This window comes from Hydrogenophaga sp. 5NK40-0174, from assembly GCF_040372165.1.
GTDB lineage: Bacteria > Pseudomonadota > Gammaproteobacteria > Burkholderiales > Burkholderiaceae_C > Hydrogenophaga.
This window is the reverse complement of record NZ_BAABWG010000003.1, coordinates 1-24919: the sequence shown is the minus strand read 5'-3', so window position 1 is coordinate 24919 and position 24919 is coordinate 1. Positions and strand designations below refer to the sequence as shown.

Below are 24919 nucleotides of genomic sequence, written 5' to 3'. Positions count from 1 at the left end.
GGAAATGAAGCATTCGGAGTCCGTTCAGGCCAACATATAGCTGGTCTTGACGGTCGTGTAGAACTCGGCAGCGTAGCGGCCCTGCTCGCGCGGTCCGTAGCTGGACTCTTTTCTTCCGCCGAAGGGAACATGGAAGTCGACGCCGGCGGTGGGCAGGTTCACCATGGTCATGCCTGCCTGTGCATGTCGCTTGAAATGCACGGCGTGTTTCAGTGAGGTGGTGCAGATGCCTGCGCAAAGGCCAAAGGGCGTGTCATTGGCCAATGCCAGTGCATGCTCGTAGTTCTGGGCTTCCATGACGCAGGCCACCGGTCCGAAGATCTCTTCGCTGGCGATGCGGTGCTCTGGCTGAGCCAGAAACAGGGCTGGAAGCATGTAGTGTCCTGGCGTGGCGCGCTCGACGCGCTCTCCACCCCATACGTGTACGGCGCCCTCTTCGCGTCCAATATTCAGGTAGGCTTGGTTCTGTTCGAGTTGCGACTGGTCTACCACCGGGCCCATGTCGATGCCTCGCTCCAGCGCGTTGCCCACCTTCAGTGCTTCAAGGCGGTTGCGCAAGCGCACCACAAATGCGTCATGTATGTCTCGGGTGACGATCAAACGGCTGGAAGCCGTGCACCGCTGCCCAGTGGAGAAGTAGGCGCCTTGCACTGCGCAGTCCACAGCTTGATCCAGGTCTGCATCGCCCAGAACCACCAGAGGGTTCTTTCCGCCCATCTCCAGTTGAACCTTTGCCCCTCTGCTTGTCGTCGCCTCCAGCACTCGTTTGCCGGTGCCGACGGACCCTGTGAAGCTCACAGCGTTCACTGCGGGGTGCTCGATCAGCGTCTGTCCCACTTCCCGCCCGCTGCCCATGATCAGGTTGAATGCCCCGGCTGGCAAACCGCTACGGCTGATGATCTCAGCCAATGCCCAGCCGCAGGCTGGCACCAGCTCTGCGGGCTTGAAGACCACCGTATTGCCGTAGGCCAAGGCTGGGGCAATCTTCCACGCCGGTATCGCAAACGGAAAGTTCCAGGGCGCGATGATGCCGATGACGCCCACGGGCTCTCGCGTGATGTCCACCTGTATGCCGGGACGCACCGATGCAAGCGTTTCCCCTTGGATGCGAATGGCCTCGCCGGCAAAGAACTTGAACAGTTGACCTGCGCGTGCCACTTCGCCAATGGATTCGGGCAGGGTTTTGCCTTCCTCTCGTGCCAGCAGCTCTCCGAGCTCCTCTTTGCGCGCGAGCAACTCGCTGCCCACCATGTCGAGGGCTTCCGCGCGGCGTTGCGGCGTGCTCAGCGCCCATTGTGGCAAGGCGTCTGCTGCGGCTCCGATGGCGTCATCGGTCTGGTTGCGGTCTGCGCGAGCGTATTCGGCCACCACTTCCGCCGTGTTGGATGGATTGATGCTGATACCGGTGGTGGTGCCGTTGACCCATGCACCATTGATGTAGTGGCGGGGTTGGAGGCGAATGTCAGTGAGTTTCATTTGACGGGCCGCTTCTGGATGTCTGCGCAGGACAGCGATCGGTGTGTGAACAGTGCAAAGCAGTCTAGAAGAGAAATTGATATCAATCTAATGATTTTTCGATCAAAATAGATATCAATAACAGCATTCTGGAAAACCCCTGATGACGGCCTCCTACAACCACTGGTTCATCCGCGCCCGCCTCAAAACCCGACAACTGCTGTTGCTTGTCGCGTTGGCCGAGGAAGGCAATATCCACCGGGCGGCACAAGTGCTCAGCATGACGCAGCCGGCGGCCTCCAAGCTGCTCAAGGATCTGGAGGAGGTGCTGGGGGTGTCGTTGTTCGATCGCTTGCCCAGGGGCATGAAGCCAACCTGGTATGGCGAAACCATGATCCGGCATGCCAGGATGGCCCTGGCCAGTCTCAATCAGGCGCACGACGAGCTGCAGGCGCTCAAATCCGGGCACTATGGGCAGGTGGGAATCGGCGCCATTACGTCACCGGGCCTGACGTTGCTGCCGGCGGCAGTGGCCTTGGTCAAGCGAGAGCACCCCAATCTGCGGATATCGATCGAAGTTGAAACCAGTCCGGTCTTGCTCGACCGCCTGGACCAAGGCAAGGTCGACATTGTGGTGGGCCGGCTCTTTGCGGAACACAACCGGTCTCATCTTCGGTATCAGCCCATCAGCCAGGAGCCCGTCTGCGCGGTGTCGCGACCGGGCCATCCACTGATGCAGTTGAGCGAGTTGGGGTTGAGGGATCTGCACGGCGCCGCGTGGCTGGTGCCACCGGCCGGCAGCGTTCTCAGGCACCGTTTTGACCTGATGTTTCAGCAAGAGGGCTTGTCACCTCCACTCAACATCGTAGAGACTTCCTCGCTGCTGTTCATCTCCCGCATGCTGCAGCAAAGCGACATGATTGCGGTGTTGGCACTGGATGTCGCTCGCTATTACGCCTCACATGGGCTGATGTCTGTGTTGCCGATGGAGCTTCCCTGCCACATGGACGATTTCGGATTGATCACGCGCTCCGACCGTCTGCAGTCTCCTGGTGTCAAAGTGGTCGTTCAGGCTATCAAGCAGTGCAGTCTGGCGCAGTTCGGGCGGCGCCTGGATGCCGACTGATCCTGCGCACCAGCAGATACTTCCGTGCGGCAGGCGCTTGTCAGGTCCAGCCCGCGTCCACAGTGAACTCTTGCGCTGTGCACATGGCTGAGTCGTCGGCCGCGAGAAACAGCACCATGTTCGCCAGGTACTCGGGTTGAAGCTTGTCGGGCAGGCATTGGTTGCGCTGGATGTTCTGCTCACCATCCTCGTCGAGCCAGAGGTTGATCTGGCGCTCCGTCATGACCCAGCCAGGCGTCACCGTATTGACCCGTATGTGGTCCTTGCCAAGCGGGCCGGCCATGCCTCGGGTGAGGCCGTTCGCCGCTGATTTGGCCATCGCATAGCAGGGGTAGTCCCCCTGTTTGGCCTTCCAGCCTATGGAGCCGAAGTTGATGATGGAGCCGCCGCCAAGGCGCTTCATGCCGGGAACCACCGACTGAATGGCGAACAGCGCGGGACGCAGGTTGATGGCCATGCGCTCGTCGAAGTAATCGGCAGTCACCGATTCCAGCGAATGCCGGTCATCACTGGCCACATTGTTGACCAGGGCGTGAACGTCGCCGTGGGTCTGCATGGCCTGCGTGATAGCCGCCTGCAATGCGTTCACGTCCTTCACATCGCACGCTCGGAACCAGGGTTTGGGCAGGCTCTCTGCAGCCAGGCGCGCGCTCAAGCTCTCGCCTGCTTCATTGGCCACGTCCACGTATGACACCTGTGCTCCCTGATGCGCAAATGCTTCCACCATGGCGGCCCCGATGCCGGTAGCGCCGCCCGTGATGAAAACGTGCCGCCCTTTCAGTGAGGGATAGACCGCCGACGAATGTGTTGATCGTGACATTGCAAAACTCGTATTAATATATGCAGAAAATATAAAAAACTATTATCAATATGCCTCCATAATCGATCCATCGTCAAGCACTTTCGCTCGGACAGGAGGCATTCATGACGGAAACCGGGTCGCAACCCGCAGCGCCAGAGGTCGACATCTCGTCGATGCGCTGCGTGTGGAATGGCCAAGCCAGATTGGGCGAAGGGGTCTTGTGGTCCCCTCGCCGCCAGCAGGTGTTCTGGGTGGACATCCTCTCCTGCCAGATCCACGCTCTTCACGTGGCGACCGGTACCCATCACGCATGGCGCCTGTCGGAAGAGGTGTCGGCGCTGGCTGAGCGTGAGGAGTCAAGCGAGCTGCTCATCGCGATGCGCAGTGGTCTCGCGCATTGGTCGCCAGACGCCCATACGCCTGCGCCACCAATCTGGGTCCGTCCAGAAACAGGCCGCACGGGCAATCGATTCAATGACGGCGCCTGCGACGCGAAGGGCCGATTTTGGGTGGGAAGCATGGACTTTGATTGCCAGAAGGCGACAGGCGCGCTGTATCGGGTCACGCCGGATGGACAGTCCGCTCGCCTCGAAGATGGATTTCCCGTCACCAATGGGCCGGTATGGGTCGACGAGGGTTGCACCATGCTGTTCACCGATACCGCGGGAGCGACGGTCTTCGCTTATCCGTTCGATCCGGAACGGGGAACGCTGGGCCCTCGCAGGGTCTGGCTGCAGCTGGCGCCAGAAGATGGCTTGCCCGATGGTATGACTGTCGATGCAGCGGGCAGGGTGTGGTTGTGCCATTGGGGTGGCGGGTGCGTTACCTGCCGCGACCCTGTGTCGGCGCGAGAGCTTGCGCGTGTGGAGTTGCCTGTCAGCCAGGTGACCCGTTGCGCCTTTGGTGACGATGATCTGCGCACGCTGTATGTCACCACGGCAAGAGAGGGACTGAATGAGGCCGCCTTGGCCCGCGAACCCATGGCTGGCGGTCTTTTTGCGGTCAGGGTGTCTCAAGCAGGCGTGGCGCCAGCGCGCATGGCGTCTTCATGAGTTGGAGGGGATCAGATGTCTGATGTTCACTGGGTCGCCCATGCCGGGCAACGAATGGGCTTCATGCCATCCCGCGGCGGAGCCGTGACAGCATGGACCTGGTCCCGGGCGGGAGAATCGGTCGACGTGTGGCGGGCCTGGGATGGTATCAACCCTGCCATCGAGAGCACGGCTTGCTACCCCATGGTCCCCTGGACGAACCGGATCTCAGGCGGAGGGTTCGCCTTTGAGGGACGCTTTCGACCCTTGTCGCCCAACACAGCCACTGACCCTTACCCTATACATGGTGATGGCTGGCTACAGCCTTGGACGCTTCGCCAGCCAGATGAGGGAGTGGTGCAGATGGAGCTGCGTTCTCATGGCTATGGAGGAGGTCCCTATAACTACTGGGCACAGCAAGCCTTCGAACTCACGCAGGAAGGCCTGACCCAAAGCCTGACCGTGCGCAACGAAAGCGACGAAGCCATGCCATTTGGGTTGGGCCTGCATCCATGGTTCACCTCAACACCTGGTTGTACGGTTCGCTCCGCGGTTGAGGGTGTCTGGATCAGCGGGCCAGACAAGATACCCACGGGCTACGAGAACGATTTCCCAAGGGGGTGGGATCTGAATGCCGGTATTGAAGTCGGTTCCGTGGTGATCGACAATGGTTTTGGCGGATGGTCGGGGCGGGCGACGATCGAATGGCCCGAACGACGCCTGCGACTTACGATGCAGAGCGAGTTGAGCTCACCCCAGGCAGGGCATGCGCTGGAGTGCTTGCTGTACAGCCCAGCCGAACCCGCTGTGTTCTGCTTTGAGCCCGTGACACACCCCATTGATGCACCCCATCTTCCTGGTCAACCAGGCTGGGTGGCTCTCAGGCCGGGTGAGACCATGAGCCTGCGGACCCGATGGGGCTTACAAGTCATCATCTGAACGAGCAGGCGCGGTCCAGCCCTCTGTGCATCAGCTCCGCCGTGAGCGACACATGGAGCCACTCAAGCCTGACGGCAGGAAAGCCGTTGGACAGGCTGTGGCGCATGTGTTTGAACAGTGCCGACACGGCCAGCGGAACGCGTGAGATACAGCTCAACAGCGACGTGAGTGTCCGGCAGGCTCAGCTCAATGCCTACTTGCGGGTACTGGCGCAAGTACGCCGATAGTGAGGGCACGATCTCGCCGCGGCAGCGGCGTAACGGCCCTGGCGGTCGAGCACCGTCAGCCAGTGCATGGGCCCCAAAGACCATGAATCGTTTGTTCGCCCATGCCGCTGTTGTTCACCAAACAAAACAATCAATTCAAGATCCGAGTCTTGTATGGCCGGGCCCGTCTCTCTAGGCTGGTGGGGTTGAAGCTGTCCTCAGAGCGAGGCATACACACCATGAACGCCTGAACCAACGCCGTGACCGAGAAGATCATGCCCAAGCTGATCGAACGCACCAAGGCGCTCAAGGTTTTGGCGACATGCATGCGTATGGCGAGGAAGGCGTGCGGTTCCACATCAGGCAGAAGTCCATCACGCAGCGCTGGCCCGTGAGCATTGGTCAGAGGGCTGTCGTCGTGATGCCAACGGCCAAGCAAGGTCCCATGCTTCGCCGTGACCGGGTTATGCTGCGCCGCCTCACTTGAGGTGGTTTGCTTTCTATGCCACGAGATATGCCTCGAGAGTCGCTTATCGCACGAAGCCGGTTCCCCAGCGAAAAACTTTGTGTGCTTTCTTGCGGGTGGCTTCTATTCGTCGCGCGTTGGGGTCGTCCGTGCCGGTGATCCATGCTTTGGCCTGATCCGGGTTGCGGCCGAATTCGATGTGGCGGGCCAGGAGGCGTTCTTGTCGCAGAGCGTCGTCTTCTGCTTCAACGTACCAGACCTGATCCAGTAGACCGGCGACACCTCTCCAGGCGGGATCGTCCAGCAGCAAATAGTTGCCCTCGGTGATGAGGATGCGAGCGGACGAGGTCACCGGGATTTCTCCTGCGATCGGCTCCTCGATCTCGCGGTGAAAGGCGGGCGCGTACACCGTCTGGCCAGAGGCCAGAACCTCGGGTGAGCGCAGGCGCGAGAGCAAAGCTGCATAGCCCGCAGCGTCAAAGGTGTCGGGTGCGCCTTTTCGCCCGGCCCTGCCCAGACGTGCCAGCTCGGCATTGGCCAGGTGAAACCCGTCCATGGGCACGAGTGCCGCTTCAGCGCCCAATGCCTCGCACAAGGCCTCGGCCAGCGTGGACTTACCGGCGCCGGGTGCTCCGGCGAGGCCGAGAATGAAGCGGCCCTGCGGCGGAACAGCGGATCGCAGGGTCCTGACGGCTGCTGCGATGCTGTCGCGGTGGATGCTGAGCAGGGTCAATCAGTTCAGCGCCATGCTGAGCTTGCGGCGGTAGCGCGAGACCATTTCCTGCTGGGGGTCCTGCTGCTGCACCGATGCGCCGGCGAGCTGAATGCCGCCAGCCGACTTGCCATCGGTGCTCTCCTCTGCCTTCTGGGGTGGCGGGGTCATCAGCTCGAGCAGGCCGATATAGGTCTTGCGCGGCGCTTCGTCGTCCCACTTCTTGTCGCGCATGATGATCTCGAGCATCTCGTCCAGCGCGGCAGGCCACTCGCCCATGGCGATCAGCACACGGCACTTGGCAAAGCGGGTTTCGAAGTCACGCTTGTTCTTCTCGATGGCTTCGTCGAACTTGGCGATCGGCCACTGGCCGCGCGGGTCATTGGTGACGAACTCCAGCGCGTTGAGCCACTGGCTCAGGGCTTCGAATCGAAGCTGAACCGGGATCTGGCCCATGGCTGGGGCGAGGGCGCCAGCGGCTTCTTCCAGGCGCCCATGGGTGATGTACTGCTTGACCAGCTCAAAGCGCAAGCCATCGTTGTCAGGCGCCTGGGCCACGGCCTGAGCCAGCTTGTCCAGTGCGCTGCTGGCCTCGGCCGGGTCGTCCGCGGTGGCCAGCATGTCCTGTGCGGCTTCGGCGTCGGCTTCGGCCTGCAGCTCGCCTTCGCTGGGCAGATGCTTGTCCAGAAACTCCTTGATCTGGCCTTCGGGCAGGGCACCCATGAATCCGTCGACCGGCTGGCCACCGATGAGCAGCACACAGGTCGGGATGGAGCGGATGCCGAAGGCGGCAGCCAGTTGTTGTTCCTGGTCGGAATCGATCTTGACCAGCTTGAATCGCCCGTCGTACTCCGTCTCGAGCTTCTCCAGAATCGGACCGATGACCTTGCATGGACCACACCAGGTGGCCCAGAAATCGACCAGCACAGGGGTCTGCATGGACGCGGCAATGACTTCTTGTTCGAAATTGGCGACGGTGACGTTGATCATGTTCTTTTTGGGCCGTTGGGCGGCCTATCGGGGCAAAACGTAAAATCGACACTTTACCGGAGATGGGCCACCCTTGCGGCCCGACCTAACGGCTGGCCCGATCGGTGCCCGTCAGAAAGCCCACAGACATGAGCAACATCCAGGTTGGCGTGGTGATGGGTTCCAGCAGCGACTGGGACACCATGCAGCACGCGGTGCAGATACTTGAGCAATTCGGCGTGGCCCATGAGGCCAGGGTTGTATCGGCCCATCGGATGCCTGATGACATGTTCGCCTATGCCGAGAGTGCGGCAGGGCGGGGCATCAAGGCCATCATCGCCGGTGCGGGTGGCGCCGCCCACCTGCCTGGCATGCTGGCGGCCAAGACCGAGGTGCCGGTGCTGGGCGTGCCGGTGCAGTCCAAAGCCCTTTCCGGGGTGGACTCGTTGCACAGCATTGTCCAGATGCCCAAGGGCATTCCTGTGGCATGCTTTGCCATCGGTCAGGCCGGTGCGGCCAATGCAGCCCTGTTTGCCGTGGCCATGCTGGCCAATGAAGACGCCGGGTTGCGGCAGAAGCTGACAGACTTTCGGGCCCGCCAGACCGAAGCCGCAAGGGCCATGACGCTGCCGCCGGCATGAGGTGGTAATGCCTGAGTCCGGCTGGACAAGCCTGGCCCAGTGCCTCATTCAGCGAATCTTTCAGGGCTCCCCCCTTCCTCATTCCCCAATCTTCACTCTCCCAACACCGGACGGTTAATTTCATGAGTCTCAAACCCTTGCTTCCCGGCGCCATGACCGAACGCGGCCACCAGATGACGCTGGGGGTGATGGGGGGTGGCCAGCTGGGCCGCATGTTCGTCCAGGCCGCCCAGGCCATGGGCTATTTCACCGCTGTGCTGGACCCGGATCCGGCCAGTCCGGCCGGTCTTGTCAGTCAGTTTCACATCCAGACGCTGTACGACGATCAGGACGGCCTGGCGCAGCTGATGCAGCGCTGTGCAGCCATCACCACAGAATTCGAGAACGTGTCGGCGCCAGCGCTGGCGACGCTCGGCGCGCAGCGTCCGGTGGCACCTTCGGCCCAATGCGTTGCGACGGCACAGGATCGCGTGCAGGAGAAGGCCAACTTCGTTCAGTGTGCGCCGAAAAGCGGCGTCTATCCCGCACCATATGCGGCCATTGACACCGAAGCCCTGCTCGAAGCCGTGCCGGCCGACTTGCTGCCAGGCATTCTGAAGACCGCCCGCATGGGCTACGACGGCAAGGGGCAGGTTCGTGTCAGTACCCGCGAGGAACTGGTCGCCGCCTGGGAGCAGCTGGGCAAGGTCCCCTGCGTGCTGGAAAAGCTGTTGCCTCTCAAGGCCGAGTACTCGGTCATCGTGGCGCGCGCTGCCAGCGGCGAGGTGGTGAGTTTCCCTGTTCAGAAAAACACCCACCGCGACGGCATTCTGGCGGTGACCGAAGTCCACGACGAAGTCATCACGCCCGCACTGGCCGAGCGCGCCCGTGCCGCCACTGTGGCGCTGGCGGAGCACATGCAATATGTGGGTGTGCTGTGCGTCGAGTACTTTGTGGTCGATGATGGCAAAGGCAGCGAAGATCTGGTGGTCAACGAAATGGCGCCTCGTCCCCACAACAGCGGCCACTACACGCAAGACGCCTGCGACATGTCGCAGTTCGAGGCCCAGGTGCGCACGCTGGCGCGCCTGCCGCTGCACACGCCGCGTCAGTATGGTCCGGCCATCATGATTAACCTCCTGGGGGATTTGTGGTTCGACCCCAATGCTGACCGCGCGCAAGCCAGCGATACGCCTGTTGATCCGCCATGGGACAAAGTCCTGGGTCTGCCGGATGTGCATCTGCACCTCTACGGCAAGCTCAGTGCCCGCCGTGGACGCAAGATGGGTCATGTGAACATTGTGGGCACCAGCCTCGCGTCGACGCGGGAGACCGCCGCAAAAGTGCTGGCGTTGCTGGGTCTGCCGCCGCTGCCCTGAAACCTGCCGCCGCCTACTCATGCCCCTGATCCTGGATGCTTCTGCTGCATCGGCCATCGAGCAGGCTGCCGATCGCCTGGCAGCGGGTGGACTGGTGGGCATGCCGACCGAGACCGTGTACGGGTTGGCGGCAGATGCCGACAACGCCACCGCTGTGCAAAGCATCTTCTCGGCCAAGGAGCGCCCGGCAGACCACCCCTTGATCGTGCATGTGGCCGCTGACGATGCCGGTGCGGCGTCCGGGCACTGGGACGCGGTGGTGGCGCCGTTTGCACAGAATGTTCCGGCAGTGGCACTGGCCCTCATGAAGGCTTTCTGGCCGGGGCCGCTCACGCTCATTCTTCCCCGGCGCCCGTCGGCGGTGGCGGTGGCCGCGGGCGGGCAGGATTCAGTGGGCTTGCGCAGCCCCTCGCACCCGGTCGCTCAAGCGCTGCTCAAGGCGGCGCGAGCCAAAGGCGTGCAAGGTCTGGCTGCACCCAGCGCCAACCGCTTCGGCCGTGTCAGTCCCACCACGGCAGCCCATGTGCAGCAGGAATTTGAAGCGTTGCCGGAAGACGCACTTCTGGTGCTCGACGGAGGCGCGTGCCCGGTGGGCATCGAGTCCAGCATCGTGGACTGTACCCGCGCGGTGCCGGTGCTGTTGCGCCCGGGCATGCTGTCGGTGGACGAGCTCAGCCGGGCTTGCGGTGTGCGTGTTCAGCAGCCGGAAGAAGCCGCGGACAATGAGTTGGGCGATGCGCCTCGCGCGTCCGGCACACTGGCATCGCACTATGCGCCGTCGGTGCCGGTTCGCCTGATGCCCGCGAGGCAGTTGCAGTCCGCGCTGGATGTGCTGGGCCCGGATGCCCGGCACATCGCCGTCTATGCGCGGGCCGATCTCAAGGTTGCACCGGGCATCCTTTTGCGCCGCATGCCATCAGAGGCCGCTGCCGCTGCCCAGGAGCTGTTTGCCCAGCTCCGTGCTCTGGACGACACAGGCGTGAAGCTCATCTGGGTGGAAACACCACCGGAAGATGCTGCCTGGGACGGCGTGAGAGACAGGCTTCAGCGCGCGGCTGCCTGAGCCAACCCGCTGGTCAGTCAGTCTTCACCTTCACGGCATGGGTTGCCGCTGCGGACCCTGCCGCAAGCCACCGAACCGGATCCGCATGATCAGGATGGCCAGCGCAAGCGAAAAGGTCACCGTATTGGCTGCGATGAGAGGCCAGGCGCCGAGCGCAATGCCATAGACCAGCCACATGCCCACGCCCACCGTGAACACCGTGTACATGCCCAGTGATATACCGCTGACGTTTCTTGTGCGAAAAGTCATCAAGGCTTGCGGAACAAAGCTGACCGTGGTCAGAAAAGCCGCACAGTAACCGATAAGATCGAGCGTGGTCATGGGACATCAGAGACAGGTTAGAGGCGATGATACGCCGAGCTGTTGGCCCGCAAATGGCCGTTTTGAACAAGAATATCGCTGTCACACCCACTGCTTGCTGTTCGCCGCATGATTGCCATGTCCCGACGTTCGATACCCGAGGCCCAGGACCAGGACGGAGACGCCCTGGATATCAATTCCCGTACCATGCATCAGTACTACCACACGGTGGTGGCTGATTCGGATGACACGGACCCCATCGCTGAAGCACTGCTTCGGCGAGGGCAGCGTCTGGCCCAGGAAAAAGCCCGCCGCGCCCAGCTCCGTCGGGCCGCCATGTGGGGAGCGGGCTTGCTGGCTGCAGCGGCCCTGGCCTTCGCGGTCTGGTGGGTACTCGGCGCGCTCGGTTGAAGACAGCGCCGGGCTGACGCGACCCGCCGAGACTCGTCAGGGGCGAGTCGCTCCGAGGCTGGCCGTCCATTCGACCAGAGCATCCAGCGCCGGCCGGCCCTGACGGGCCTGCGCATCATTGACGAAGGCGGCGATGACATATCGCTGGCCGTCGAGTGCCTGCACATAGCCCGCCACACCAGATACATCGTCGAGCGTGCCGGTCTTGAGCCAGGCCTTGCCATGTGCGGCATTGTTCGGGCTGCGAGCAATGCGTGCAGCCGTGCCCTTGACGCCGGCCACCGAGAGTGAGTCCACAAATGCCTGGCCATGCGGGTGCTGCGCAGCCTTGAGCAGCAGCGCTGCCAGTGCGCCCGGCGTCAGTCGCTCGGTACGGGACAGCCCTGAACCGTTTTCCACCACGGGTGTCGAGTAGCGCAAGCCCAGGGTGCGCACCCACCAGTTGCGCAGCACCTCCTTCGAATGCTCGAAGCGCCCCTTGCGCATGGGTGTCAGGGGGCCGTCTGCCGCGCGCAGCTCCTGCACCTGATCCGGTGCGACTTGTCCCAGCGTGAGGAACACCTGCTGTGCCATCACGTTGTTGCTCCATTGATTGACGTCGGCAATGATGTCCTTGAGGGGCAGTGAGTGCGCTTCGTGCAGCAGTTTGAGCCCGGGCGGCGTGAGCCCGTAGCGGGAGTGCCCGGTCAGTGCGCCACCGCTGGCGCGCCAGAGCCCCTCCAGGGCGCGTGCAGAGTAGGTGTCCGGGTCCTGGTAGGCCACGGCCCAAAGCTGCTTGCCGCAGCGACGCGGGTAACGGCCTTCAAAACGGATCTTCTCCGGCTTTGAATAGTCGGCAGCCAGACCGCCACGCCAGTCACCGCAGCCGCCACCGGCGAGCGGGATGGTCTCCTGAATGTCCAGACCCGCCAGGGGCGGCTCGCTCGTCACACGTGCTACGCCCGCCCGCCGATCGGGCTCGAACTTGAGGATCACGGATTTGAAATTGACCAGCAGTCCGTCTGGAGCGGCGTTGTAGGGGCGCAGTGCTTCGCCATCAAATGCCGCAGGGTCGTGCGGTGGCAGATCAAACGCACTGTGGTCCAGCACCATGTCACCCAGAATCACTTGCACGCCCTTGCTGTGCAGTGCCCAGAAAGTTTCCTGGATCCGCTCCAGCACCAGCTTCGGGTCACCGCCACCCCGAATGTAGAGATTGCCGTAGAGCACGCCGTCGGCAATGTCTCCGTCCACATAAAAGCGCGTGGTCCAGGTGAAATCCGGCCCGAGCATGTCCATGGCGGCATAAGTGGTGACCAGCTTCATGACCGATGCCGGGTTCACCAGCTCGTCGGCTCGGTGCTGCACGCGCGGACCGATCAGCCCGTCGACCGGGACCACCATGGCGGCAAAGTGCTGCTCTGGTATGCCTGCCGCCGCCAGTGCTTCTGATACGGGCGCTGGCAACGGCGTGTCGCGTAGCGCCTGTGGTGAGCTGTCGGCCCTGGCCGGCCCTGCCATCAGGGCACTGAGCAGCCAGGCGGCGAGCAAGCAGCCGCTCGGGCGTCGCCGGGAGCGGGTGCGTGTGAAATGGCGTTGGCGCAGAAACATGTGCTCCCATTATGAAACCAAGGTGGTCATGCACAGTGCGGCATTTGCTCCGGATGGTCGACTTGTTACAGGCGTGGCCCATAATTCGGGGATGACTGTTGCATCCAGCGAACGCCGCTTCCTGAGTATCGAATCCAGTACCGATGTGATGTCGGTCGCGCTCGGCTCAGGCGTGCCCGGTGAACGCGTGTGGGTTTACCGTGGCCCGGGTGCAGCGCAGTCCTCCCTGCACCTTCTCCCTCAGGTGCGTGCCTTGCTGGCAGAGTCTGGCTGGGCGCTCTCCAGTCTGGACGCTGTCGTGTATGGCCGTGGCCCCGGATCGTTCACCGGCTTGCGCACGGCCTGCGCCGTGGCACAGGGCCTGGCCTTGGGCGCTGGCTTGCCCGTGATCGGCGTGGACACCCTCATGACCCTGGCGCAGCAGGCAGCCGTGGCATCCAGCCAGGCCGGGCAAGTGGCGCCGTCGCGCGTGACCGCAGTCCTCGACGCGCGCATGAACGAAGTCTATGTGGCGCAATACGCCCGCCCGTCCGGTGAAGCGCTGTGGCAAACCGTCTCGCCCCCCCAGTTGTGCGCGCCGCGAGCCCTGGCTGCTCATGTGGCTGCCATCACCGGGGACGAAACGCACGCCGGCCTCCGGTGGCTGGTAGGCAATGCCCGCAAGGCCTATCCGGATGCACTGGACGCCGTTGAGGGGCAGTGGCTGGACACCGTGCCGGATGCAGAGGCCATGCTCTCACTCGCGCCGTCGCTGCTGGCCGCCGGTCTGGCAGAAGCGGCGGAACAGGCGCAGCCGGTCTACGTGCGCGACAAGGTCGCTCAGACCACTGCCGAGCGGGAGGCGCAGCGGGCAAAGGCTGAGCAAGCGTGACCGCGATGCCTGCCACCCATGCAACTGGCTGGCCAGACAGGCCTGTCAGGGATGCGCCCCAGGGCAAGGTCTGGTTCAGTCCGATGACGACAGCCGATGTGCCCAGCGTCCACGAGGTGGAAAAGACGGCATACCCTCGCCCCTGGACGCAACGCCATTTCACCGATTCCATCCAGGCCGGCTATGCGGCCATGATGCTGATGGCAGATGACTTGCCAAAGGCCCCGGCCGTGCAAGGCGGGCCGCACGACGGTCAGGGCCTGCTGGGCTATGTGGTGGCCATGGAAGGCGTGGACGAAGTGCACTTGCTCAACATCACCGTGGTACCGGCCTTGCAGAGGCAGGGCTGGGGTCGGGTGTTGATGGATGCGCTGGTGGCCTGGGCGCACACACGTGGCGCCGAATCCTTGTGGCTGGAAGTGCGTCTGGGCAACCACAATGCGCAAGCCATGTACACGCGGTACGGATTTGTGAAAATGGGGGTCCGGCGTGACTACTACCCGGCAGGGCAAGGCCAGCGTGAAGATGCGGTGGTCATGCAACTGGCCCTGAACCCCCAGACCGCCAACGGCCAACCGTCGGCAAAGAACGCATCGGCATGAGCGAGCAAGACAACACCTCTGTATCGGCGCAGGCGCCAGACGCCACGGACGCGCCAGAGGACACCTCCTTTGTGGTGTCGCTGGATGCGCGACAGCGTGCGATGCTCGCCGAGATGGGCGTCAAGGTGTGGGCGCCCAAACCAGCCAGGGCAGTTGCGGCGCCTGTTGAGGCTCCCGCGGCCACCCCCGAGGCGGCGGCGGTGGCGACGCCTGCCCCTGCTCGTGCTCCCGCTTCATCGCCAGCACCCGCGCCAGTTCGCGCGCCCGCCCCTGCAGCTGTACCTGTTGCTGCACCTGTCGCTGCGGTACCCGCGGCAGCGCCTGCCGCCGACCTGGGCCAGCGCCCGCCCGGCATCGAAACCATGGACATGGAGGCGCTGGAGAAGGCTGTGGCCGGCTGCGAAGCCTGCGGCTTGTGCAAAACGCGCACCAACACCGTCTTCGGCGTGGGCGACGCGCAAACCGACTGGCTGGTCGTGGGCGAAGCCCCGGGTGAAAACGAAGACCGCCAGGGCGAACCGTTCGTGGGCGCTGCCGGCCAGTTGCTCGACAACATGCTGGCCGCCATCGGCCGCAGCCGCCAAAAGCAGGGGGCGGAGGGCGCCTACATTGCCAACGTGCTCAAATGCCGCCCGCCCGCGAACCGCAACCCCGCGCCAGAAGAAGTGGCCCAGTGCGAGCCTTTCCTGCGCCGGCAGGTAGCCCTCATCCAGCCGCGCATCGTCCTGGCCATGGGGCGCTTTGCTGTTCAGTCATTGCTGCAAACGCAAGAACCCATCGGCCGCCTGCGTGGCAAGGTGCACCGTTATGAAGGCGTGCCCGTCATCGTGACCTACCACCCTGCCTATCTGCTGCGCAGCCCCAGCGAGAAGGCCAAGGCCTGGGCCGACCTGTGCCTGGCGCTGGACACGCTGGCAGCCAGCCAGGGACCCTCTGCATAAGCTGCGCCGTGCGCGCCCGGCAAACTTACAATCAGGGCATGACATTCATCGACATGCTGCTGGCCGCAGAGCGCCAGAACGGTTCCATGCTGTGTGTGGGTCTGGACCCTGACCCCAAGCGTTTTCCTGCTGCGCTCAAAGGCGATGCCAGCAAGATTTACGACTTCTGCGCCGCCATCGTCGACGCCACGGCCGACGCCGTGATCGCTTTCAAGCCGCAAATCGCCTACTTCGCTGCCCACGGCGCCGAAGACCAGCTCGAGCGCCTGATGAAACACATGCGCAGCGCTGCGCCGCATGTCCCCGTCATCCTCGACGCCAAACGCGGCGACATCGGCAGCACGGCTGAGCAATACGCGGTGGAAGCGTTTGAACGCTACGGCGCCGACGCCGTGACGCTCTCGCCCTTCATGGGTTTTGACTCAGTGCAGCCCTACCTGAAGTACGAAGGCAAAGGCGCGTTCCTGCTGTGCCGCACCTCCAACCCCGGCGGTGACGACTTCCAGAACCAGCGCCTGGCCGAAGTCGACGGCCAGCCACGCCTGTACGAACACATTGCCGGCTTGGCCCAGGGCCCGTGGAACCTCAATGGCCAGCTTGGCCTGGTGGTGGGTGCCACTTACCCCAACGAGATCGAGCGCGTGCGCGAACTCGCACCCACACTGCCGCTGCTCATTCCCGGTGTGGGTGCGCAAGGCGGCGACGCCATGGCCACCATCAAAGCCGGCCATCGCACAGACGCCAGCGGCAACACCACCGGCGGCGTCATCGTCAACTCATCCCGCGCGGTGCTTTATGCCTCCAGAGGGGAGGACTTTGCACAGGCGGCAAGGGCAGAGGCGCTGCGCACGCGTGAGGTGTTGCAGCAGGCGAAGACGGCCTGAACGATCAGGTCGCGAAGCGCCTTCTTCGGTTCTCTGCTGGCTTCTTCACTGCGATAACCACGCTCGAAGGCGCGAGGTGGTCAGGCCTTGTCGTATTCCGGATGTGTCGCTGCCTGAGGCGTGCTTTCTTTTTCGCAGCGCTGTCTCCACCCGAACAATTCAACCGCTTGTCCTCGCTCTTTGACCGTTCATTGGCGTACCGGCCAGGCCTGTTGTGGCGGTTCAACGGAAAGTGGTAACAGTTCGGGTTATCCCTTGTCCGAATGGTGTAGAAAAAGTTTCACCTGACTACAATTGGACACATGGGGAGCGGCCGCGATGCCGCGTGTAGAGAAGTGTCAAAGGGAGGATCTGGTGGGACAAGCCAGAAAGGTGGCGCTGTGTCTGACAGCTGCCATGATCAACATTGGGCAGGCTTGGGCGCAGGACGCCCTGCCTGACCCATCACAAGAACTGATTCGCCAGCAAGAGCGCGAAGAAGCGCTCAAGGCGCTGCAAGCGCCGCAGCGAGCACCCGCGCCTGCCGATTTGCGCGAGGATGATGCTGGCCGGCTGGTGGATGGTGAATCACCATGCTTTGCCATCCAGTCGGTACAACTGGTGGGCCCTGATGCCGACGAGTTTTCCTTTGCCTTGAGCGCTGTGACGGGCCCGGAAGGTGATGACAACCCGATCGGCCGTTGCCTGGGCGTTAACAGCATCAATCTTCTGCAAAAGCGTCTGCAGAACGCCATCATGGAGCGCGGCTATGTGACCACGCGCGTCATCGTCCAGAATCAGAACATTGCGTCCGGCAACCTGCAGTTCTTCCCGATTGCCGGCCGTATCGAAAAACTCAACAGCGGAGATGCGTCGGGCGTCAACTTCGGTGCAGCCATGCCCGCTGATGTGGGTGATCTGCTCAATCTGCGGGATGTTGAGCAGGCCTTGGAGAACCTCAAGCGCGTTCCCACGGCCGACGCCGACATTCAGATTGCGCCGGGCACGCGTCCGGGCGAGAGCGAGTTGCAGCTGAAGTGGCGCCAGGACAAGCAATGGCGCTTTGGCGTGTCGGTGGACGATGCCGGCAGCGACGCGACCGGAAAATTCCAGAGCAGCTTCACGGCTTCGCTGGACAACCCGTTGGGGCAAAGCGATCTGGCCTATGCCACTTACAGCCGTGCCTTGGGTGGCGGCGATGGCCCTTCGCCCAAAGGCTCACAAAGCCTGACCTTGCACTATTCCATTCCCTACGGATATTGGTTGTTCTCTGCGAATGGCAGCGTCAACCAGTACCACCAGACGGTGCTCGGTGCTTTTGACAACTATGAATACTCGGGCGAGGGCAGCAACTTCTCCCTCAATGCGTCGCGCGTCCTGTGGCGTGACAGCAGAAACGTCACAACGGCCAGCGTTGGCCTGCAGCGCCGCACGTCACGCAACTACATTGACGACACCGAGATTCTGGTGCAGCGCCGTGCAGTCACATCGGTTGAGGCAGTCCTCTCACATCGCCTCTACTGGGACAAGGCGACAGTGACCGCTGATGTCCAGTATCGCCAAGGCATCAAAGCGCTGGGCAGCCTTGAAGCACCTGAAGAGCCCTATGGCGAAGGCACCAGCCAATACCGTTTGACCACCCTGGGCTTGCGCCTGCAAGCACCCATCACCGAATCGGCCGGTGGCTGGACATACAGCGGTAGTTTCAAAACACAGTTCCATCACACGCCACTGACGCCGCAGGATCGCTTCAGCATTGGTGGCCGCTACACCGTGCGGGGCTTTGACAGCTCGGCGTCCATCACAGCAGAGCGCGGCTTTCTGCTGCGCAACGACTTTGTGACCGCCAGCCCATGGTTGCTGGACGGAACGCAAGTCTACCTGGGCCTTGATGCCGGTCGGGTCTCCGGCCCTTCAGCCTTGGCACTGTCAGGGACGCGATTGGTGGGCGCGGCCATTGGCTGGAGAGGTCAGTGGGCCGGTACCCAGTTCGATGTCTTCTGGGGCAAGCCCATCAGCAAACCACCAGAGCTCAAGGCGGACTCGTCGGTCTGGGGCTTCATGCTCTACCGCGCGTTCTGATCGTAGACGCCTGACTGCAGCGGTGGCCCACCACAGCGGGCCACTGGAAAGCAGGACAGCAGAACAGCAGAACAGCAAAACGGAATAGAGCCAGTTTCAAAAAACCATTCGTGCCGATTCAGCCCGCTAGGAAAGGGTGAACGAGCGCAGGCCAAAAAACCAAAATCTGCGGCAGAGAGAGCCGCAAGACGCAAAGAGGGATTGAGATGAACAAGGGTACGGGACGCAAGGTCTTCAACAAGGCGCGTGGTTGCATGATGCTGGTGGCTGAAACAGCCAAAGGCGCGGGCAAGGGTGGCTCTGCCGGGCGAGGCGAGAGCAAGGCCAGTGAGGTGGTGAAAGCTGTACGGGGACCTTCGTTCACCGTTCGCGCGGTCAACACCGTGGCGCTCTCGGCCATGCTGGCGCAGACCATGCTGACGCCCATCAACGCCATGGCGCAAATCCGCTCGGACCGCAATGCGCCGGGTGCCGAGCGGCCCACGGTGCTCAACACCGCCAACGGCCTGCCGCAAATCAACATCACCACGCCCAGCGGTGCTGGCGTCTCGCGAAACCAGCTCTCTCAAATGGATGTCGACCGCCAGGGCGCAGTCGTCAACAACAGCCGCACCAACGTCGAGACACAGCTGGGTGGCTGGGTGCAAGGCAACCCTTGGCTGGGCCAGGGCGAAGCCCGCGTGATTCTGCTGCAAGTCAACAGCAACAACCCCAGCCAGATCAATGGCTATGTGGAGATTGCCGGCCAGCGTGCAGAGATCGTCGTTGCCAACCCGGCGGGCCTGAGCGTCAACGGCAGTGGCTTCATCAATGCCTCGCGTGCCACGCTCACCACCGGTCAGGTGGAGATGAGCGGCGGCGACCTGCGCAGCTACACCGTCAGCGGCGGCAAGATCACCATTGGGGAGCTTGGTTTTGACGCATCCCTGACGGACTACACCGGCATTCTGGCCCGTGCAGTGGAGGTCAATGGCCCCTTGCACGCCAAAGACCTGCAAGTGGTCACCGGCACCAACAAGATCGATGCCGATCACCACGACCAGATCAGCTCAGCCGCTGCATCAGGCTCGCGCCCCAGCTTCTCGCTGGACGTGTCCCGCCTGGGTGGCATGTACGCAGGCAAGATCACGCTGGTGGGCACCGAGGCGGGCGTCGGCGTGCGCAACGCGGGCGCGGTGCAAGCCGGCTCCAAAGGCTTGACGCTCAATACACGGGGTGATCTGGTCAACTCGGGCGCCTTGGGCGCCGATGGCGATGCCGATATTCAGACGGCTGGCAAAGTGGACAACAGCGGCACTTTGTTCGCCGAAGGCAACGCGAACGTACAGGCCGGCCGAGACATCAACAACGAAGGGACGATTCGCTCCGGCGGGCATCTGGAGGTCTCCACCCCCGGTGCGCTGAACAACCCTGGCTTCATCGATGTTGGTCAGTCCGCGACCATCACCGCCACCAGCGTCGACAACAGTGGCGCATTGCTCGCGGGGACGGATGCCACCATCGTCGCCAGCGAATCGTTGAACAACAGCGGATACATCGGCGCGGGCAATACCTTGTCCATGCAAGCGAGTGACGTGCAGAACAGCGGCATGCTCAATGCGGGCGGCCTGCTCGATCTGCAGTCGGGCTCGCGCTTTGACAACGAGGGCAGCGTCATCGTCCAGGGCAGTGTGCATATCTCCGCGCCCGACGGCATCTCCAACGCTGGCGCCATCGAAAGCCAGCAAGACGTTCGTCTGCTGACGGAGCAAGGCGTGACCAATGCCGGCACGCTCATTGCGGATGGCAGCATCGCTGTGCAAGCCGGCACTGAAGTGGTCAACACCAACACCGGTTTTGTGGCTGCCGACAACGGCATCACCATCGCCAAACCCGACGTTTTCATCAACGAAGGCCAGATCTTCAGTGGTGCTGGCATCGATGTGGAAGCCGGCCAACGCATTGAGAACCCGGGCCTGATGGTGGCCGACGGCAGCATGAACCTGCAAGCGGGCGATGCCGTCACCAACGCAGGTCAAGCCTACGCTGCACAGGGCGCCAGCGTGACGGCGGGGCAAACCGTGGGCGTTGAAGGCCTGATGGCATCGGGCAAGGACTTGAATCTGCAAACCAGTGCTGCCGATGGCACCGTCACCGCCACCGATACGGCAGTGCTGGCCGCAGGCATGGACACAGAAGGCTATGTGCTTCTGGGCGAAGGCGTGCTCACCGCGCATGCAGGAGAGTCGGAAACCGGCCAAGTGAGCCTGCAAGGCACCACCTTGGCCGGCGAGGCACTGGATGCCAAAGGGGGTTCTGTCCATCTGCGCGACCAAGTCATCGTCTCCAACCGGATCGATGTGCAAGCCACAGCGGGGGATATCGAGGCCACTGGTGCTTCGCTGCAAGCCGTCAATGGCCTGAGCCTCAATGCCGCTGGCGATCTGGTCACCCCGGACGCCAACCTGGGCGGCAAGGCGGTTGCCTTGACCGCAAAAGACTGGTCCGCAGAAAACGCTGTTGTGACGCAAACCGGCGATGGCGATGATGCCCGCATGGCGGTTTCCGGCAAGGTCAATGCGGCCGGCATCGTTCTGGAAGCCAACGCGACCCACCTGGCATTCGATGCCCAATCCATCGACATGAGCGACGGCCTGGTGCTGCACAGTGGTGCCGGCAAGCTGCAGCTCGATGGTGAAGAGCAAGTCAACGTCACAGGCGCATTGGTCGCCACAGCAGGGGACCTGGAGGTTCGCGGTGGCCAACTGCTGGCCGACGATGCAGATCTCTCCGGTCTAGGCAAAGTCACGGTCGACATGACAGGCGTCATGTCCGGCACGGACGCCATCGTCTCGGCGGGCCAATCCTTGAGCCTGGGCTCGGCCTCTGCCAAGCTCGACGGCGCCAATGTCACGGCGCAGCACAGCGCAGACCTGTCGCTGGGCGAAGACGCCACCGCCACAGAGGCCACGCTGGCCGCGAACGAGGCCATGAACCTGAAAGCAGGCAGCCTGTCTGCGCAGAAGGCCACCGTCATCGGCGTTTCTGGCGATGTGGCGGTCAACGTGGCAGGCGCTTTCGACCTCAATGGCGGCGCGTTGCAATCAGAGAGAAACGTCGCGCTCACCACGGCAGGCGCCACCGACGTCAGTGGCGCCACCGTCTCTGGCGAACGCGTTGCAATTGAGACCAACGGGAACGCGCTGGACAACACCGAAGGCACCATCATGGCCTTCGAAGACATGAGTATTCGCTCGGGCCAGCTCAGCAACGACAAGGGCATCATCCAGGCCAGCACCACGCTCACGGTGGACATTGGGGGCGAAGGCACCCCGGGCCTGACCAACCGTGGCGGCCAGATGCTGGCCGGAGAAACCCTCGCCGTTCAAGCCATCGGTCATATCGACAACTCGGCCTCCACCGACGACGCAGGCGACCCGGTGCGAAGCCAGATCGCTTCGGCGGATGGCGTTTCCATCACCGCAGGCAGCCTGGACAACCGTGGCAGTGACATCAAGTCGGCGGCCAACGTGGACCTGCTGCTCGAAGGCGGGCAACTGGACAACAGCGATAACGGTCTGATCGCCTCGTCAGAAACCTTGACGGTCAAGGCTGGCAGCATCCTCAACGTCGACACCAAGACCCGTTTGCCTGATGACGAGCTGGATGTGAACGGCATGCAGGCACGCCAGATTGACATCACTACCGAAGACCTGGACAACACGCGCGGCGGCATCATTGCTGCCGAAGCGGTGAACATCGAGGCCTCTGGCACGCTCAACAACACCGATGGTCTGCTCTCTGCAGGCACCACGCTCACCGTCAAAGATCCCTTGGCCGACCCTGACGGCGAAACCAACGTGGCCGGCAAAACGCTGGATGTGGTCAATGGCACCGACGGCATCATCGCCAGCAACGGCGCGTTGAGCTTTGACGCGCGCAGCATGGTCAACAACGGCACCATTGCCAATGCTGGCCAGCTGGTCGAGCAAGGCGATGGCAGCATGGCCATTGAAGAGGGTGACACCCGCATGGTGCTGTCGGGCAACTTCACTTCCGGTGATGGCTCCATCGTCCAGTCAGCCAACAACCTGGAGTTGTTCTCGGACGGGTCCGTGGACAACTCGGGCACGCTGGAGTCTTCGCAGGTCACCACTGTGTCGGGCGCAAACGTGCGCAACCGCCAGCCAGGTGCCATCCGGGGCGGCCTGGTCGATGTGCGTGGCGGCGCTGTGACCAACTACGGCCTCATCAACGGCAACCTCACCCTCATCCAGGCTGGCGCGCTGAACAACCGGGGCACGGGGCGCATCTATGGCGACCACATCGCCATCTCGGCCGGCAGCGTGACCAATGCCGCCAGCGGCGGCAAAGCACCGGTGATTGCCAGCCGTGAAGATCTGGATTTTGGCGTGGGCGCCGTCACCAACTCTGACGGCGCGCTTATCCTCGCCCTGGGCGACATGCGTGTGGGCGGCTCGCTCGATGATGAACTCAAGGCCAAGGGCACCGCCGGAGGCTTTGTCAACAGCAGTGCCGAGGTCGATGTGTTCGGCAACGTGACCATCAACGCTGGCAGCGTCGCCAACGTGGACGGCCATGGCCGCTCCTACAACCGCACCACCACCGAGGACGTGGTGGAATACCTCGTCGTCGACGAAACCCTGACAGGCAACCCTGCCGACCCCCGTCCGCACCCCTACGCGGACACGCCGCTCAACGCCAACGACGGCGAGATGGACTGGCGCTGGGACGACGACAACCAGAAGTACGCCTACTTCGTGCCCAACGATGGCAGCGAACAAGTCAGTGCGCAGGAATGGTGGATTGACCGCTACACCCGTACCATCACTGAGAGCGGCACCTTCGGCAGCGACCCGGCTTCCTTCTCCGTGGGCGGCAACCTCAAGATCAATGCCGCGAGCACGGTCAACGACAAGAGCAGCATCATCGTCGGTGGCAACCTCACGGTGCGCGGTGGCGACCTGCAAAACATCAGCGGCTACAAGTCCCGCTCGGTAGACGAAGTCGGCACCCGCCAGCTCTCCTGGACCGAGAAACGGTGGTACGACTGGGAACGTCACCACCGCCGCTTTCAGGGGCCTGAAGAGACCCGCGTGTTCGAACAGCAAACCCAGTACGAAGAGATTCCTTCGACGGTGAAGTTCAACACGGCACCCAACCACGGGTCGCGCCGCCCAGGGGCTGCCGCCACCGTGGAAGTGGAAAGCCAGACGGCAGAGCAGTCGGCCGACACCAGCACGGAAACCAATGACCAGCCCACGGCGCCCACGGGCCGCCTGGGCCGCCCCGGTCCGGGCGTGGTGGTGCGCACCATGCCTGGTGGAGTGGCTTCGGCTGCGTCCGTCTCCGGCGCTGGCAGCACAGCCGCGTCTTCCGTCAATGCACCGGCACCGCGCATTGCGCTGCCCAACAACTCGCTCTTCCAGCTGCGCGTGGGCGCGCCGTCGGGCTATCTGGTTGAAACCGACCCAGAGTTCACCATGGAGCGCCGCTGGCTCGGCAGCAGCTTCATGCTGGAGCAACTGGGCCATGATCCGGCCACGGTCACCCAACGCTTGGGCGACGGCTTCTACGAGCAAAAGCTGGTGCGCGAGCAGGTGGCGCAGCTCACCGGCCGCCGCTTCCTGGGCACCTTCACCGACGATGAAGAGCAATACCGTGCGCTGCTGACAGCCGGCGCTGAATTCGCGGAGAAATACCGCCTCAAGCCCGGCATTGCGCTCACCCAGGCGCAAATGGCCGCGCTCACGAGCGACATCGTCTGGCTGGTCGAGAAGACCGTGAAACTGCCCGACGGCAAGGTTCAGAAAGTGCTGGTGCCGCAGCTCTATGCACTGGTGGACAAGAAAACCGGTCGTCAGGAGGCTGGCCTGATCTCGGCCAAGAAGATTGACATGAAGCTCAGCGGCGACGTGTTCAACACCGGCACCCTCAATGCCCGCAAAGACCTCAAGATCAGCGCCACCAACATCACCAACATTCTGGGCTCGCTCAACGGTCGCAACATCGACCTGCGTGCGCGTGGGGGCCTCACCAGCATCCTGGGAGACATCGCGGCCAAGCGCAACCTGCGCATGCGCAGCGGTGGCGACACCGTCATCATCGGTGGCGCCATCAGCGCCGGCGGCAGCGCCCGCCTGAGCGCTGGCGGCAACTTCTCGCTGCTGGCCTATGACACCGGGCGCCGCATCTATGCGCAGTCCTCCGAAGGTGCGCGTGGGCCGAAGTGGCGCAGCGAAGACTCCACCTTCAACCAGACCGGCACCAAGCTCAACATCGGTGGTGGCCTGAGCATCAGCGCAGGCAAGAACATCGTGGCCCAGGGCGTTCAGGGCAACATCGGTGGCGGCGCCAGCCTGCGCGCTGGCGAGAACATCTCGCTCTCCACCGCCCAGAACGGCCATGTGCGCAGCTTCGAGTACTCGCACAAGTACGACACCTGGGGCGGCACGGCCAGCACCAAGGTCACCCGCGTCTCGCGTGATGTG

Annotated in this window: 20 protein-coding genes; 14 read left to right on the top strand and 6 right to left on the bottom strand. The window is 63.1% G+C overall.

Annotated elements, in window-relative coordinates; translation table 11 throughout:
• Window positions 1-24: 24 nt before the first annotated feature.
• Window positions 25-1476, bottom strand: coding sequence for an aldehyde dehydrogenase family protein (locus ABWV89_RS09720; protein WP_353396100.1), 1452 nt, complete (start codon window positions 1474-1476; stop codon window positions 25-27).
• A 142-nt stretch (window positions 1477-1618) separates the two neighbouring features.
• On the opposite strand from ABWV89_RS09720, the gene ABWV89_RS09715 reads away from it, so the two are divergent.
• Window positions 1619-2581, top strand: coding sequence for a LysR family transcriptional regulator (locus tag ABWV89_RS09715; RefSeq protein WP_353396099.1), 963 nt, complete (start codon window positions 1619-1621; stop codon window positions 2579-2581).
• A gap of 40 nt (window positions 2582-2621) precedes the next feature.
• On the opposite strand, the gene ABWV89_RS09710 is transcribed toward ABWV89_RS09715, so the two are convergent.
• Window positions 2622-3401: an SDR family NAD(P)-dependent oxidoreductase gene (locus ABWV89_RS09710; RefSeq protein ID WP_353396098.1), complete on the bottom strand. Its 780-nt coding sequence runs from the start codon at window positions 3399-3401 to the stop codon at window positions 2622-2624.
• Window positions 3402-3505: 104 nt separating this feature from the next.
• On the opposite strand from ABWV89_RS09710, the gene ABWV89_RS09705 reads away from it, so the two are divergent.
• From ABWV89_RS09705 to ABWV89_RS09695, 3 genes are all read left to right on the top strand, one after another.
• Window positions 3506-4435 carry an SMP-30/gluconolactonase/LRE family protein gene (locus ABWV89_RS09705; protein WP_353396097.1) on the top strand — a complete coding sequence of 310 codons (930 nt, stop codon included), beginning with the start codon at window positions 3506-3508 and terminating at the stop codon, window positions 4433-4435.
• Window positions 4436-4450: 15 nt separating this feature from the next.
• Window positions 4451-5353 (top strand): aldose 1-epimerase, encoded by a 903-nt coding sequence (locus ABWV89_RS09700; RefSeq protein ID WP_353396096.1) that lies wholly within the window; start codon window positions 4451-4453, stop codon window positions 5351-5353.
• A 104-nt stretch (window positions 5354-5457) separates the two neighbouring features.
• Window positions 5458-5580, top strand: a complete 123-nt coding sequence (locus ABWV89_RS09695; RefSeq protein WP_353396095.1) for a hypothetical protein — start codon at window positions 5458-5460, stop codon at window positions 5578-5580.
• Window positions 5581-6089: 509 nt separating this feature from the next.
• On the opposite strand, the gene ABWV89_RS09690 is transcribed toward ABWV89_RS09695, so the two are convergent.
• Together ABWV89_RS09690 and trxA are read right to left on the bottom strand one after the other, a co-directional pair.
• Window positions 6090-6758: a nucleoside/nucleotide kinase family protein gene (locus ABWV89_RS09690; RefSeq protein ID WP_502903184.1), complete on the bottom strand. Its 669-nt coding sequence runs from the start codon at window positions 6756-6758 to the stop codon at window positions 6090-6092.
• Window positions 6759-7727 (bottom strand): thioredoxin, encoded by a 969-nt coding sequence (gene trxA, locus ABWV89_RS09685; RefSeq protein ID WP_353396094.1) that lies wholly within the window; start codon window positions 7725-7727, stop codon window positions 6759-6761. It lies immediately after the preceding gene.
• A gap of 128 nt (window positions 7728-7855) precedes the next feature.
• Here trxA and purE point away from each other — a divergent pair, with 128 nt between their 5' ends.
• The 3 genes from purE (at window position 7856) to ABWV89_RS09670 (ending at window position 10768) form a co-directional block, all read left to right on the top strand.
• Window positions 7856-8347, top strand: a complete 492-nt coding sequence (gene purE, locus ABWV89_RS09680) for a 5-(carboxyamino)imidazole ribonucleotide mutase (protein ID WP_353396093.1) — start codon at window positions 7856-7858, stop codon at window positions 8345-8347.
• Window positions 8348-8469: 122 nt separating this feature from the next.
• Window positions 8470-9705: a 5-(carboxyamino)imidazole ribonucleotide synthase gene (locus tag ABWV89_RS09675; RefSeq protein WP_353396092.1), complete on the top strand. Its 1236-nt coding sequence runs from the start codon at window positions 8470-8472 to the stop codon at window positions 9703-9705.
• 25 nt (window positions 9706-9730) lie between these two features.
• Window positions 9731-10768 (top strand): L-threonylcarbamoyladenylate synthase, encoded by a 1038-nt coding sequence (locus ABWV89_RS09670; RefSeq protein WP_353397463.1) that lies wholly within the window; start codon window positions 9731-9733, stop codon window positions 10766-10768.
• Window positions 10769-10798: 30 nt separating this feature from the next.
• On the opposite strand, the gene ABWV89_RS09665 is transcribed toward ABWV89_RS09670, so the two are convergent.
• Complete coding sequence (locus ABWV89_RS09665) at window positions 10799-11089, bottom strand: SemiSWEET transporter (protein ID WP_353396091.1); 291 nt, start codon at window positions 11087-11089, stop codon at window positions 10799-10801.
• 117 nt (window positions 11090-11206) lie between these two features.
• Between ABWV89_RS09665 and ABWV89_RS09660 the strand changes: the two genes are divergently transcribed.
• Window positions 11207-11479 (top strand): hypothetical protein, encoded by a 273-nt coding sequence (locus ABWV89_RS09660; protein WP_353396090.1) that lies wholly within the window; start codon window positions 11207-11209, stop codon window positions 11477-11479.
• 36 nt (window positions 11480-11515) lie between these two features.
• Here ABWV89_RS09660 and dacB read toward each other — a convergent pair whose 3' ends face one another.
• Window positions 11516-13069, bottom strand: a complete 1554-nt coding sequence (dacB, locus tag ABWV89_RS09655) for a D-alanyl-D-alanine carboxypeptidase/D-alanyl-D-alanine endopeptidase (RefSeq protein ID WP_353396089.1) — start codon at window positions 13067-13069, stop codon at window positions 11516-11518.
• 91 nt (window positions 13070-13160) lie between these two features.
• Between dacB and tsaB the strand changes: the two genes are divergently transcribed.
• From tsaB to ABWV89_RS09625, 6 genes are all read left to right on the top strand, one after another.
• Window positions 13161-13940, top strand: a complete 780-nt coding sequence (gene tsaB, locus ABWV89_RS09650) for a tRNA (adenosine(37)-N6)-threonylcarbamoyltransferase complex dimerization subunit type 1 TsaB (protein WP_353396088.1) — start codon at window positions 13161-13163, stop codon at window positions 13938-13940.
• A 5-nt stretch (window positions 13941-13945) separates the two neighbouring features.
• Window positions 13946-14542, top strand: a complete 597-nt coding sequence (gene rimI / locus ABWV89_RS09645; RefSeq protein ID WP_353397460.1) for a ribosomal protein S18-alanine N-acetyltransferase — start codon at window positions 13946-13948, stop codon at window positions 14540-14542.
• A 101-nt stretch (window positions 14543-14643) separates the two neighbouring features.
• Window positions 14644-15483, top strand: a complete 840-nt coding sequence (locus ABWV89_RS09640; RefSeq protein WP_502903205.1) for a uracil-DNA glycosylase — start codon at window positions 14644-14646, stop codon at window positions 15481-15483.
• Window positions 15484-15521: 38 nt separating this feature from the next.
• On the top strand, window positions 15522-16367 hold the full coding sequence (gene pyrF, locus ABWV89_RS09635) for an orotidine-5'-phosphate decarboxylase (RefSeq protein WP_353396087.1): 846 nt from the start codon (window positions 15522-15524) through the stop codon (window positions 16365-16367).
• A gap of 354 nt (window positions 16368-16721) precedes the next feature.
• Window positions 16722-18428: a ShlB/FhaC/HecB family hemolysin secretion/activation protein gene (locus ABWV89_RS09630; RefSeq protein WP_353396086.1), complete on the top strand. Its 1707-nt coding sequence runs from the start codon at window positions 16722-16724 to the stop codon at window positions 18426-18428.
• Window positions 18429-18634: 206 nt separating this feature from the next.
• The coding region (locus ABWV89_RS09625; protein WP_353396085.1) for a two-partner secretion domain-containing protein at window positions 18635-24919 on the top strand (6285 nt) is incomplete at its 3' end.